General features: G+C 53.1%; 9 protein-coding genes. 5 read left to right on the top strand and 4 right to left on the bottom strand.

The features are described from left to right. The first annotated feature begins 90 nt into the window (after nucleotides 1–90). The 5 genes from serS to ACMYSP_RS04295 all read left to right on the top strand — a co-directional run bounded on the left by serS (nucleotide 91) and on the right by ACMYSP_RS04295 (nucleotide 6,935). On the top strand, nucleotides 91–1,383 hold the full coding sequence (gene serS / locus ACMYSP_RS04315) for a serine--tRNA ligase (RefSeq protein ID WP_434585732.1): 1,293 nt from the start codon (nucleotides 91–93) through the stop codon (nucleotides 1,381–1,383). A gap of 199 nt (nucleotides 1,384–1,582) precedes the next feature. Beyond that, nucleotides 1,583–4,021 (top strand): dimethylsulfoxide reductase subunit A, encoded by a 2,439-nt coding sequence (gene dmsA / locus ACMYSP_RS04310; protein ID WP_434585731.1) that lies wholly within the window; start codon nucleotides 1,583–1,585, stop codon nucleotides 4,019–4,021. Between the two features lie 10 nt (nucleotides 4,022–4,031). Then, nucleotides 4,032–4,649: a DMSO/selenate family reductase complex B subunit gene (locus tag ACMYSP_RS04305; RefSeq protein ID WP_123756161.1), complete on the top strand. Its 618-nt coding sequence runs from the start codon at nucleotides 4,032–4,034 to the stop codon at nucleotides 4,647–4,649. Between the two features lies 1 nt (nucleotide 4,650). Continuing rightward, nucleotides 4,651–5,514 carry a dimethyl sulfoxide reductase anchor subunit family protein gene (locus tag ACMYSP_RS04300; protein WP_434585730.1) on the top strand — a complete coding sequence of 288 codons (864 nt, stop codon included), beginning with the start codon at nucleotides 4,651–4,653 and terminating at the stop codon, nucleotides 5,512–5,514. A gap of 272 nt (nucleotides 5,515–5,786) precedes the next feature. Then, a complete protein-coding gene (locus tag ACMYSP_RS04295) occupies nucleotides 5,787–6,935 on the top strand; it encodes an MFS transporter (protein ID WP_434585729.1) in 1,149 nt (382 codons plus the stop codon). Nucleotides 6,936–7,059: 124 nt separating this feature from the next. On the opposite strand, the gene pflA is transcribed toward ACMYSP_RS04295, so the two are convergent. The 4 genes from pflA to ycaO form a co-directional block, all read right to left on the bottom strand. Further along, nucleotides 7,060–7,800, bottom strand: coding sequence for a pyruvate formate lyase 1-activating protein (gene pflA / locus ACMYSP_RS04290; protein WP_434585728.1), 741 nt, complete (start codon nucleotides 7,798–7,800; stop codon nucleotides 7,060–7,062). A gap of 320 nt (nucleotides 7,801–8,120) precedes the next feature. Further along, entirely contained in the window at nucleotides 8,121–10,403 is a 2,283-nt protein-coding gene (gene pflB / locus ACMYSP_RS04285; RefSeq protein ID WP_434585727.1) for a formate C-acetyltransferase, read from the bottom strand. A gap of 51 nt (nucleotides 10,404–10,454) precedes the next feature. Further along, complete coding sequence (gene focA, locus ACMYSP_RS04280; RefSeq protein WP_434585726.1) at nucleotides 10,455–11,312, bottom strand: formate transporter FocA; 858 nt, start codon at nucleotides 11,310–11,312, stop codon at nucleotides 10,455–10,457. A gap of 383 nt (nucleotides 11,313–11,695) precedes the next feature. Further along, nucleotides 11,696–13,456, bottom strand: coding sequence for a 30S ribosomal protein S12 methylthiotransferase accessory factor YcaO (gene ycaO / locus ACMYSP_RS04275; protein ID WP_434585725.1), 1,761 nt, complete (start codon nucleotides 13,454–13,456; stop codon nucleotides 11,696–11,698). Nucleotides 13,457–13,725: the final 269 nt, after the last annotated feature.

Genomic DNA, 13,725 nt, shown 5'->3' with positions numbered 1-13,725 from the left:
GAGACGTTGCGGTAAGGTTATCAAGATATTCCGGTGGTCGTAGTCTGCGGCCACTTTTTCTTTTATTAATTCGATAAGCACAGGATAAGCATGCTCGATCCCAATCTGCTGCGTACCGAGCCAGACGCAGTCGCTGAAAAACTGGCACGCCGGGGCTTTAAGCTGGATGTAGATAAACTGCGCGCTCTGGAAGAGCGTCGTAAAGTTCTGCAGGTTGAAACTGAAAACCTGCAGGCGGAGCGTAACTCCCGATCGAAATCCATTGGCCAGGCGAAAGCGCGCGGGGAAGATATTGAGCCATTACGCCTGGAAGTGAACAAACTTGGCGAACAGCTGGATGCGGCGAAAGCCGAACTGGACGTGTTGCTGGCGGAAATCCGCGACATCGCCTTGACCATTCCGAACGTGCCTCACGACGACGTTCCGCAGGGTAAAAGTGAAGAAGACAACGTTGAAGTCAGCCGCTGGGGTACCCCTCGCGAGTTTGATTTTGACGTCCGCGATCACGTCACCCTGGGTGAAATGCACGGCGGGCTGGACTTTGCCGCGGCCGTTAAGCTGACCGGTTCCCGTTTTGTGGTCATGAAAGGGCAGCTGGCACGTCTGCACCGTGCACTGGCACAGTTCATGCTGGATCTGCATACCGAACAGCATGGCTACAGCGAAAACTACGTTCCGTATCTGGTCAACCAGGAAACGCTGTATGGTACCGGTCAGCTGCCGAAGTTCGCCGGCGATCTGTTCCACACGCGTCCGCTGGAAGAAGAAGCTGACAGCAGCAATTACGCGCTGATCCCAACGGCTGAAGTACCGCTGACCAACCTGGTTCGCGATGCAATCATCGACGAAGACGATCTGCCGATCAAAATGACCGCCCACACGCCGTGCTTCCGCTCTGAAGCGGGATCCTACGGCCGTGACACCCGTGGTCTGATCCGTATGCACCAGTTCGACAAAGTTGAAATGGTGCAGATCGTGCGTCCGGAAGATTCCATGGCAGCGCTCGAAGAGATGACCGGCCATGCAGAGAAAGTTCTGCAGTTGCTGGGCCTGCCGTACCGTAAAGTGGCGTTGTGCACCGGAGACATGGGCTTTAGTGCTTGTAAAACCTATGACCTGGAAGTATGGGTGCCGGCACAGAACACCTATCGTGAAATCTCCTCCTGCTCCAACGTCTGGGACTTCCAGGCGCGTCGTATGCAGGCTCGTTGCCGCAGCAAATCAGACAAGAAAACGCGTCTGGTTCACACGCTGAACGGCTCCGGACTGGCGGTAGGTCGTACTCTGGTGGCGGTGATGGAAAACTATCAGCAGCCAGATGGCCGTATTGAAATTCCGGAAGTTCTGCGCCCTTATATGCGCGGCCTTGAATTTATCGGCTAAATTTTACCGCTGTCTCAAAAGCGCCTTCGGGCGCTTTTTTTTTACCCCCTTCTTGATGCCGGGCAATAATCCACCCGGTGAATACCCGCATACTCCCTCAGTGTTAAATCAGCATAAAAAACTAAAATAAACTTATTTCGTTATATAATTAACTATATAACGATTGTCAGTGAACTGTGAGCAATCAAAGCGAGTATCCATGAAAATTAAAGCCCCCGATGCTTTACTGGCTGCCGAAGTAAGCCGGCGTGGTTTAATGAAAACCACGGCCATTGGCGGTCTGGCAATGGCCAGCAGTGCATTTACCTTACCCTTTACACGTATTGCCCACGCCGCCAACGCGCTGGCTCCGGTCAATGAAACGGTAACCTGGAGCGCGTGTACCGTGAACTGTGGCAGTCGCTGCCCGCTGCGGATGCATGTGGTTGATGGTGAAATCAAATACGTTGAAACTGACAATACCGGCGACGATAACTATGACGGCCTGCATCAGGTGCGCGCCTGCCTGCGTGGGCGTTCAATGCGTCGCCGGGTCTACAATCCCGATCGTCTGAAATACCCGATGAAGCGCGTCGGTAAACGTGGTGAAGGTAAATTCGAGCGCATTAGCTGGGAAGAAGCCTTCGATACGATTGCCGGCAATATGCAGCGCCTGATTAAAGACTACGGAAACGAGTCTATCTATCTGAACTACGGCACCGGCACCCTCGGCGGCACCATGACCCGCTCCTGGCCACCGGGAAAAACGCTCATTGCACGTCTGATGAACTGCTGCGGTGGGTATCTCAACCACTACGGTGATTACTCTTCGGCGCAAATTGCCGCGGGACTGAATTACACCTACGGTGGCTGGGCCGACGGCAACAGTCCATCGGACATTGAAAACAGCCAGCTAGTGGTGCTGTTTGGTAATAACCCTGGCGAAACGCGCATGAGCGGTGGCGGGGTGACCTATTACCTGGAACAGGCGCGACAGAAATCTAATGCCCGGATGATCATCGTCGATCCGCGTTATACCGATACCGGTGCGGGCCGTGAAGATGAGTGGATCCCGATTCGTCCCGGTACCGATGCCGCGCTGATTTCGGCGCTGGCCTGGGTCATGATTACCGAAAACCGCGTCGATCAGCCATTCCTCGATAAGTACTGCGTCGGCTACGACGAAAAAACGTTGCCTGCCGATGCGCCGGCCAACGGCCACTACAAGGCCTATATTCTTGGCCAGGGTAGCGACGGCATTGCCAAAACTCCGCAGTGGGCTTCGACGATTACCGGTATTCCGGTCGATCGTATTGTGCAGCTGGCTCGCGAAATTGCGACCGCCAAACCGGCGTATATCAGCCAGGGTTGGGGGCCGCAGCGTCATGCCAATGGTGAAATTGCCACCCGCGCGATTTCAATGCTGGCAATTCTGACCGGTAACGTCGGGATTAATGGCGGCAACAGCGGCGCGCGTGAAGGCTCCTACGACCTGCCGTTTGAGCGTATGCCGACGTTTGAAAACCCGGTAGAAACCAGCATTTCAATGTTTATGTGGACCGATGCGATTGAGCGGGGTCCGGAAATGACCGCGCTGCGCGACGGCGTACGCGGCAAAGATAAGCTGGATGTGCCGATCAAAATGATCTGGAACTATGCTGGTAATTGCCTGATTAACCAGCACTCTGATATCAACCGCACGCATGAAATCCTGCAGGATGACAAAAAGTGCGAAATGATCGTGGTGATCGACTGCCACATGACCTCATCGGCAAAATATGCCGATATTCTGCTGCCCGACTGTACCGCCTCCGAGCAGATGGACTTCGCACTGGATGCCTCCTGCGGCAATATGTCTTACGTGATCTTCACCGACCAGGTGATTAAACCGCGGTTTGAATGCAAGACCATCTATGACATGACCACCGAGCTGGCAAAACGCATGGGCGTGGAGCAGAAGTTTACGGAAGGTCGCACCCAGGAAGGGTGGATGCGTTACCTGCATGAGCTGTCCCGCAAGGCGATCCCTGATTTGCCGGACTTCGACACTTTCCGCAAGCAGGGGATTTACAAACAGCGCGATCCGGAAGGGCATCACGTTGCCTATAAAGCCTTCCGTGACGATCCGCAGGCCAACCCGCTGACCACACCATCGGGCAAAATTGAGATCTACTCGCAGGAACTGGCCAACATTGCCGCGACCTGGGAGCTGCCTGAGGGCGATGTGATCGACCCGCTACCGATTTATACCCCAGGTTTTGAAAACTATAACGATCCGCTGATCGCGAAATTCCCGCTGCAGTTAACCGGTTTTCACTATAAATCTCGCGTGCACTCGACCTATGGCAACGTTGATGTGCTGAAGGCGGCCTGCCGCCAGGAGATGTGGATCAACCCGCTCGATGCGAAGAAACGTGGCATTACCAACGGCGATCGTATTCGTATTTTCAACGATCGTGGTGAAGTGCATATCGAAGCCAAAGTGACGCCGCGCATGATGCCTGGCGTGGTCGCATTGGGCGAGGGCGCCTGGTATAACCCGGACGCAGGACGTGTGGATCAGGCGGGGAGCATCAACGTGCTCACCACCCAACGGCCTTCGCCTTTGGCGAAAGGCAATCCATCGCACACTAACCTGGTCCAGGTCGAAAAGCTGTAAGGAATAACCGATGACAACTCAATACGGATTTTTTATCGATTCTGCTCGTTGTACCGGTTGTAAAACCTGCGAGCTGGCTTGTAAAGACTTCAAAAACCTAACGCCCGACGTCAGCTTCCGCCGTATTTATGAATACGCCGGCGGCGACTGGCAGGAGGACAATGGCGTTTGGCATCAGGACGTCTTTGCCTATTACTTATCCATTGCCTGTAACCATTGTGAAGACCCGGCCTGTACCAAAGTTTGTCCGAGTGGCGCCATGCACAAGCGCGATGACGGGTTTGTCGTCGTCGACGAAGATGTGTGTATTGGTTGCCGCTACTGCCATATGGCCTGCCCGTACGGTGCGCCACAGTACAATGCGGCGAAAGGGCACATGACCAAGTGCGATGGCTGCTATGAGCGTGTCGCTGACGGCAAAAAGCCGATTTGCGTCGAATCTTGTCCGCTGCGTGCGCTGGATTTTGGTCCGATCGAAGAGCTGCGTAAAAAACACGGCGAGCTGGCTGCGGTAGCCCCGTTGCCATCAGCACATTTTACGAAACCCAGTATTGTCATCAAACCGAACGCTAACAGTCGTCCGTGTGGTGATACAACCGGCTATTTAGCCAACCCGAAGGAGGTGTGAGATGGGAAGTGGATGGCATGAATGGCCGCTGATGATCTTCACGGTCTTTGGACAATGCGTCGCTGGTGGCTTTATCGTCCTGGCACTGGCGCTGATGAAAGGTGATTTATCGCGCGAACAGCAACAGCGTGTGGTGCTGAGCATGTTCGGTTTATGGGTGCTGATGGGCATTGGCTTTATCGCCTCCACGATGCACCTGGGATCGCCCATGCGGGCCTTTAACTCGCTTAACCGCATCGGCGCCTCGTCATTGAGTAACGAAATTGCGAGCGGCGCGCTCTTTTTCGCCGTAGGCGGCATCGGCTGGCTGCTGGCTGTGATGAAAAAGCTGCCGGTCGGCTTGCGCAACCTCTGGCTGGTGGCGACGATGGTGCTTGGCGTTATCTTCGTCTGGATGATGGTGCGCGTGTATAACACCATTGATACCGTCCCGACCTGGTATAGCGTCTGGACGCCGCTGAGCTTCTTCCTGACGCTGTTAATCGGCGGGCCGCTGCTTGGGTATCTGCTGCTGCGGGTCGCCGGCGTGGACGGCTGGGCAATGCGTCTGCTGCCGGTGATCACCTTGCTGGCGCTGGTGGCAAGCGTCATCGTTGCCCTGATGCAAGGCAGCGAACTGCCGACGATCCACAGCTCCATTCAGCAGGCTTCGGCGCTGGTACCGGATTACGGTTCACTGATGGCATGGCGTGTGGTGGCGTTAGCCCTGGCGCTAGCATGCTGGGTGATCCCGCTGCTTAAAGGCTATCAACCGGCGGTACCGCTGTTAAGTCTGGCATTCGTGCTGGTGCTGGTCGGTGAGATGCTCGGGCGTGGTGTGTTCTATGGCCTGCATATGACTGTCGGTATGGCGATCGCCAGCTGATAGCGCAATTACGCCAGAGCGTCCTGCTCTGGCGTAATTAAAAAGTGCGATTGATTCATGAAATTTTTCTACTGATATTCCCGCCGTTATTTTCCAATAAATTAATAAAAACAATGGAATAATATAAAGAATAATTCTGTTGCCGTTGCGCTGGATAAAAAACTTCTATCGTTGCTCGTGAAACCGCGTCCCGCCTGATTTCTGGCGGATTGACAATGTTTTTTGCAGTGGCATGATGCGCACGAAATCTAAACTTCCTCACGGTTATACCCATGTCCATCTACACCCGGCCGGTGCAAATGTTGCTCTGCGGCCTGCTTCTTTTGACGCTGGCGATAGCGGTTTTAAACACGCTCGTCCCGCTTTGGCTCGCCCATGAAAATATGCCAACGTGGCAGGTTGGCATGGTCGGTTCATCTTATTTCACCGGTAACCTGGTTGGTACGCTGCTGGCTGGATGGGTGATTAAGCGTCTTGGGTTTAACCGGAGCTATTATCTGGCTTCCCTGATTTTTGCCGTGGGTTGCGTGGGCCTGGGGATCACCATCGGCTTCTGGACCTGGCTAAGCTGGCGTTTTATCGCCGGCGTTGGCTGCGCGATGATTTGGGTAGTGGTGGAAAGTGCGCTGGTGTGCAGCGGAACCTCGCGTAGCCGCGGTCGGCTGCTTGCCGCCTATATGATGGTTTACTACGTGGGTACGGTGCTGGGCCAACTGATGGTCAGCAAACTGCCGACGGACCTGATGAGCGTGCTGCCGTGGGTGACCGCCATGGCACTGGCGGCGATCCTGCCTCTGCTGTTTACCCGTGTGGTGAATCAAAGTGATGAAGCGCATGAACCTGCGCGTATCTGGCCGATGCTCAGGCTGCGTCAGGCGCGTCATGGTGTTAACGGCTGCATTATCTCCGGGATCGTGCTGGGGTCGCTGTATGGCCTGATGCCGTTGTGGCTGAACCATCAGGGCGTGAGTGACGCCGGGATTGGTTTCTGGATGGCGGTGATGGTCAGCGCAGGGATCCTTGGCCAATGGCCAATTGGCCGCATGGCCGACCGCTACGGTCGTCTGCTGGTGCTGAGAGTGCAGGTCTTTATCGTCATTCTGGGCTGTCTGGCAATGCTGAGCGGTGCCGCTATGGCACCGGCGTTATTCATTCTTGGCGCCTCGGGCTTCACGCTCTATCCAGTGGCGATGGCGTGGGCCTGTGAAAAAGTCGAACGCCATCAGCTGGTGGCGATGAACCAGGCTTTGCTGATGAGCTATACCATCGGGAGCCTGCTTGGGCCGACCCTTACCGCGATGCTGATGCAGAGCTTCTCTGACAATCTGCTGTTTATTATGATTGCCAGCGTGTCATTTATTTATCTGCTGACGCTGCTGCGCAAAGCCGGCCATCACCCAACACCGGTGGCTCACGCCTGATGATGTCCAGCTGTCAGATGGGATATTGTTGGTGAGCGTTCTACGTTTGCTGGCAAGAGAAGGAGAAGGGCGCTTCCGGGGCAACGCTAATGCGGCCCCGGAAATGACAAAAACGGCAGGGAAGTTAGTACATCACCTTATGGCCATACTGCTCGAGAATACCTTTCACCCGATCCATCGTCTCTTTCTTCGGCGGATGCACGCCATCAAGCTTGTACTCTTCACCCATCGCGACCCATTTATGTTTGCCTAACTCGTGGTAGGGCAGCAGCTCGATTTTTTCGACGTTACCCATATCGCGGGTAAACTCACCAAGGCGATGAGCCGAGTCATCATCATCTGACCAGCCCGGAACCACAACGTAGCGGATCCAGACTTTGACATTTTTGTTCGACAGATAGCGGGCAAACTCCAGCGTACGATGGTTCGATACGCCAACCAGGTTCTGGTGGATCTCATCGTTCATCTGTTTGAGGTCGAGCATGACAAGGTCGGTCACCTCAAGCAGCTCATCAATCACCGGGTCGTAGCGGCGGACGAAACCGTTAGTATCAAGGCAGGTATGAATCCCCTCTTTCTGACAGGCCCGGAACCAGTCGCGTACAAACTCGGCCTGAAGAATGGCTTCACCGCCGGACGCGGTGACACCGCCGCCGGAAGCATTCATAAAGTGGCGATAGGTTACGACCTCTTTCATCAGGTTTTCAACGGTGACTTCGGTGCCGCCGTGGGTATCCCAGGTGTCACGGTTATGGCAATACAGGCAGCGCATCAGGCAGCCCTGGAAGAAGGTGATAAAGCGGATCCCTGGGCCATCGACGGTGCCACAGGATTCAAAGGAGTGAATACGGCCAATAGTTGACATTGCGGTGATATCTCCAGATTCGGCCCGTCCGGGGCCTGTGATGCACAGCTCAAACCGGCTGTGTTAAGTCTGTTTTGGCAGTTATCCATTGAGTATAGATAACGGACAAAAGAGACAGGGGTAGGTGCTAAAAAGGCCCCACTGACGTGGAGCCTTTATTATACGCTTTTTACTTCGCGATTTCAGTCAGTACCCATCGTCTTTCAGGCTGTATCTTTGTTGGCTTCGTCCACTCACCCGAATCACTTACTTGAGTAAGCTCATCGGGATTCGTGCACTTGCCGCCGCGATGCAACCCGAAATCCATTGGGTAGCACCACTTACATGGTCTGAGTGAAGGTACGGGTAATAACGTCCTGCTGCTGTTCTTTAGTCAGGGAGTTAAAACGTACTGCGTAGCCAGATACACGGATGGTCAGCTGCGGATATTTTTCCGGGTTTTCCATCGCGTCGAGCAGCATTTCGCGGTTCATAACGTTGACGTTCAGGTGCTGACCGCCTTCGATAGACGCTTCGTGGTGGAAGTAACCATCCATCAGACCAGCCAGGTTGGTTTTACGAACTTCGTCGTCTTTACCCAGTGCGTTCGGAACGATAGAGAAGGTATAAGAAATACCATCTTTTGCGTAAGCAAACGGCAGTTTAGCAACGGAGGTCAGAGAGGCAACAGCACCTTTCTGGTCACGGCCGTGCATCGGGTTAGCACCTGGTCCGAACGGTGCGCCAGCGCGACGACCATCTGGGGTGTTACCGGTTTTCTTACCATAAACCACGTTAGAGGTGATGGTCAGAACGGACTGAGTCGGGATAGCGTTGCGATAGGTGGTCAGTTTCTGAATTTTCTTCATGAAACGTTCTACCAGGTCAACCGCCATGTCATCGACGCGAGAGTCGTTGTTACCAAACTGCGGGTATTCGCCTTCGATTTCGAAGTCAATGGCCAGGCCGTCTTCGTCACGAATCGGTTTAACTTTCGCATATTTGATAGCAGACAGGGAGTCAGCCGCAACGGACAGACCTGCGATACCACATGCCATGGTACGAACCACGTCACGGTCGTGCAGAGCCATCAGAGAAGCTTCGTAGCTGTATTTGTCGTGCATGTAGTGGATAACGTTCAGCGCGGTGACATACTGCTTAGCCAGCCAGTCCATGAAGTGATCCATGCGATCCATAACTTCGTCGAACTTCAGAACGTCGCCTTTGATTGGTTCAGATTTCGGACCAACCTGCATTTTCAGTTTTTCATCAACGCCGCCGTTGATAGCGTACAGCATGGTTTTCGCGAGGTTAGCACGTGCACCGAAGAACTGCATTTGCTTACCAACAACCATCGGGCTTACGCAGCATGCGATAGCATAGTCGTCGTTGTTGAAGTCCGGACGCATCAGGTCATCGTTCTCATATTGCAGAGAAGAGGTATCGATAGACACTTTAGCGGCGAATTTCTTGAAGTTCAGCGGCAGTTTTTCAGACCACAGAACGGTGATGTTCGGCTCCGGAGAAGGACCCATGGTGTACAGGGTGTTCAGGAAGCGGAAGCTGTTTTTAGTCACCAGAGTACGGCCGTCGACGCCCATACCACCGATAGATTCAGTTGCCCAAATCGGGTCACCGGAGAACAGTTCATCATATTCTGGGGTACGCAGGAAGCGAACCATACGCAGTTTCATGACCAGATGGTCAATCATTTCCTGTGCGTCTTGCTCGGTGATTTTACCTGCTTTGATATCACGTTCGATGTAAGCATCCAGGAAGGTGGATACGCGACCGAAGGACATTGCTGCACCGTTCTGAGACTTAACTGCGGCCAGGTAGCCGAAGTAGGTCCACTGGATAGCTTCCTGTGCGTTGGTTGCCGGACCAGAGATATCGCAGCCGTATTTCGCTGCCATTTCTTTGATCTGACCCAGTGCACGATGCTGCTCAGAGATTTCTTCACGCAGACGGATAGTCGCTTCCAGGTTTACGCCATTTTCCAGATCGGACTGCAGAGACAGGAACTGGGCGTATTTGTCTTTCATCAGGAAGTCGATACCGTACAGCGCAACGCGACGGTAGTCACCGATGATACGGCCACGGCCGTAGGCATCCGGCAGACCAGTCAGAACGCCAGATTTACGGCAGTTCAGAATGTCTTTGGTATAGACATCGAATACACCCTGGTTATGGGTTTTACGGTATTCGGTGAAGATTTTTTTCAGCATCGGGTCCAGTTCGCGATCGTACGCTTTGCAGGAACCTTCAACCATTTTGATGCCGCCGAACGGGATAATCGCACGTTTCAGCGGTTTTTCAGTTTGCAGACCAACGATTTTCTCAAGGGCTTTGTTGATATAGCCTGCGTCATGAGAAGTGATGGTGGATGCAAGGGAAGTGTCGAAATCAACAGGTGCGTGAGTACGGTTTTCCTGTTTAACGCCTTCCATGACGTTGTCCCACAGCTTGGTTGTCGCGTCAGTTGCGCCAGCCAGGAAGGACTCGTCACCTTCATAAGGGGTATAGTTTTTCTGGATAAAGTCACGTACGTTGACTTCTTTCTGCCAGTCACCTTTCGCAAAACCTTCCCAGGCTGTGGCTAACTTTTCATTAAGCTCGGACATGTAACACCTACCTTCTTAAGTGGATTTTTTATTTACTGCCTGAAACGGCCCTTAGTGATGGTCGTCGCCACGCAGGTAAATGACCCAGTATGTCAACCCAACCAGCAGACCACCGCCGATAATGTTCCCGATAGTTACCGGAATCAGGTTATCAGTAATGAAGTTCATGACGGTCAGGTGAGAGAAATTTTCCGGAGCAGAACCGACTGCGGTCCAAAATTCCGGGCTTGCAAAGTCGCGGATTACGATACCCAGTGGGATCATAAACATGTTAGCGATACTGTGCTCAAAGCCGCTGGCAACAAACATGGCTACGGGTAAAACCATAATCATGGCTTTATCCATCAGGCTGCGACCGGAGTAGCTCATCCACACCGCCAGACAGACCATCAGGTTCGCCAGGATACCCAGGCACACGGCTTCAATAAAAGTATGGTGCATTTTATGGTCAGCGGTTTGCAGGACGTTAAGACCCCAACCGCCGTTGGCGGCCATATACTCGCCAGACAACCACATCAGCAATACAAACAGCAACGCGCCTATCAGGTTACCAACATAGACGTTGAGCCAGTTTCTTGCCAGTTGACCCCAGGTAATTCGTCCGCTGGCTTTCGCCACGACGATAAGAACAGTGGAGGTAAACAGGTCAGCACCGCAAATGACGCAGAGAATCAGGCCGAGTGAAAAGCAGATCCCTCCGATCAGTTTGGCAATGCCGAAAGGCATCGCGGCAGTACCGGTTGTCGCTGTTATATAGAAGACAAAAGCGATTGAGATGAAAACACCAGCGGTAATCGCCAGATAAAACGTCTTCATCGGGTGCTTTGTCGCTTTGTAGACACCTGCTTCTTCGGCAACTTTCGCCATGGCTGCAGGGAGTAAAAGATCAAAAGGGTTGTCAGCTTTCACACTAACTCTCTCTTTATAAAAGTTGGCGGTGAGATACTAACAAAGCATTATAGAAGGGAAATTGATGTAGATCATATCCCACCGGAACTATAAGCCCTGTATGCGTATGGTTTCTACTAATTATTGATGTAACTTTTTGTTTTAAAACAGGAAAATAAATTTTAAAATTTACAAAATATGTTGATTTTTTTCAGTTTAGGGCAACGCTGACGGTTAATTAAAATGGAGTATATTTTATTAAAATTAACAACCAAAGCTGCTGCGTAAAAAAAATTTACGTTAATTTAACGTAGCAACCACAAATTAGCGGCGGGTTTGCTCAGCGATGAAAAACGGGGTCTCATCGACCCCGTTGAAAATACGCTTACCAGATATTTAAAGCCTTATTTGGACCAGAAGGCCGCTTTTGCGCGCTGCAGCTTTTCGTATGCTTGCAGTAACGACTGATGGGCAGGGAAGGCCTTGAGATCGCTATCGACCGGCTGCAGGCCGTAGAACGGCGCTTCACCGCTCAGAGCCGCGCTGGCGGCTTCAACTGCATCAGCCCCATACATGCGTACAAAAGCATTCAGGTACTGCAGAGGTTGGCGCTCTTCTTCCTGGCTGAGCAGCAGCAGCGTCTGCAGGCAGCGGTAGTAGTTGGCGCGCTCTGCGCTGAAGATGGAAGCATTGAATTCAATGGTCCATTCAGTCCAGATTAGCGCCTGCTCCAGATCGCCGCCGGCCAGTGCCAGCATGGCCTTCAGTTCACCAATACGTAAGGTGTACCAGCCGTTGTCTTTACCCGTTGCCAGGCCAAGCAGCTCGCGTACGCGGGTAAAGTCATCATTCCCCTCGTCGTCCAGTTGCTCGATCAGCGCCAGATAATCTTCTTTCTGCCATTCACTGCCCGGTAGAGAAAGGATCGTGTCGCGCAGATGGCTGCCCATGCTGTTATTGGCCAGCCACAGATCTTCTGCCGGATAAATGTCCGACATGCCCGGAACGATGATGCGGCAGGCGTAGACGCTCAGGTGTTCGTAATCGGCGATGTAAACTTCTTTATCTTCTTCTTTAAAGATAGCCATCAGGGTGGCGAACTCTTCTTCCGTCGTACCGGAGAAGCTCCAGTCGACGAACGGATAGTCGGCATCCTGCTTGAACATATCCCAGGAGATCAAACCGCTGGAGTCAATAAAGTGGGTTTCAAGGTTGGCATGCTCGGCCACTTCTTCGTCATCGAAGGTTGGCGGTGTGAAGACGTCGAGGTCTTTCAGGCTGCGGCCTTGCAGGAGTTCGGTAACGGTACGCTCCAGCGCGACGCCGAAGTCCGGGTGGGCGCCGAAAGAGGCGAAGCAGGTACCATTCGCCGGGTTAAACAGCACCACGCAGATAACCGGGTATTTGCCGCCCAGCGAGCCATCGTAAGCAAAGATAGGGAAACCTTCGGCTTCGAGTTTGTTGATTGACTCCACCACGCCCGGATAGCGTGCCATTACTTCCGCAGGAATTTCCGGCAGGCTGATGCTCTCAGCGATGATGCGATTTTTGATGTGACGCTCAAAGACTTCTGACAGTGCCTGCACGCGGGCTTCATTCGCGGTGTTACCCGCGGACATCCCGTTTGAAACATACAGGTTACCGACAATATTCATTGGAATATAGACGGTTTCGCCATCGGACTGGCGGGTGAACGGCAGGCCGCACACGCCACGATCGTCGTTACCGGACTGCAGATCCACCAGCATGCTGGCAGTCAGTTGATCGTCAGGATCGTAGAAGGCGCGCAGGCGCGGATCCAGCAGGCCTTCCGGCACCTCGTCATCTTCGGTCAGCGGGAACCATTTTTCATTCGGATAGTGAACGAACGGTCCGTTGGCGATGGTTTCGCCTAACCAGAAGTCAGCGAAAAAGTAGTTGGTGGACAGGCGTTCAAAATATTCGCCCAGCGCGGAGGCCAGCGCTGCTTTTTTCGTTGCCCCTTTGCCGTTGGTGAAGCACAGCGAGCAGGCTTTATCGCGGATATGGACGGACCACACGTGCGGTACCGGATTCAGCCATGAGGCCTCTTCAATATCAAATCCGAGGTCGAGCAACTTTTGCTGGAAGCGCGCGATGGAGTCTTCCAGGGCGGCGTCTTTGCCGGGTATAAATGTTTGAGTCATGGCGATCACTTTTATCGTACGTAAAGCGCGCAATGATACGGCTTTTAGATGACAGGCGCTATCTCGTTGCGCTGGGGAATTCATAACTGCTTTCTTATCGTTCGAACGGCTCAATTTCCAGCGGAAGGATAAATGCAGCAGGGTTGAAGGCAGAGACGGTAATTCCAGCGTAATAGTAGCAATTATGTCGGTTTTATGACGTCAAGATGGCAGATTCTTTTGTGTGACGGAGCGCGCATTTCACCCGCGGCCGGTTTTACCCATTGCGG

This window comes from Klebsiella sp. R390, assembly GCF_051131745.1.
In the GTDB taxonomy this organism is placed as follows: Bacteria; Pseudomonadota; Gammaproteobacteria; order Enterobacterales; family Enterobacteriaceae; genus Klebsiella.
Note: the sequence above shows the minus strand (reverse complement) of the source record. Positions and strands in the feature narration are given on the sequence as shown.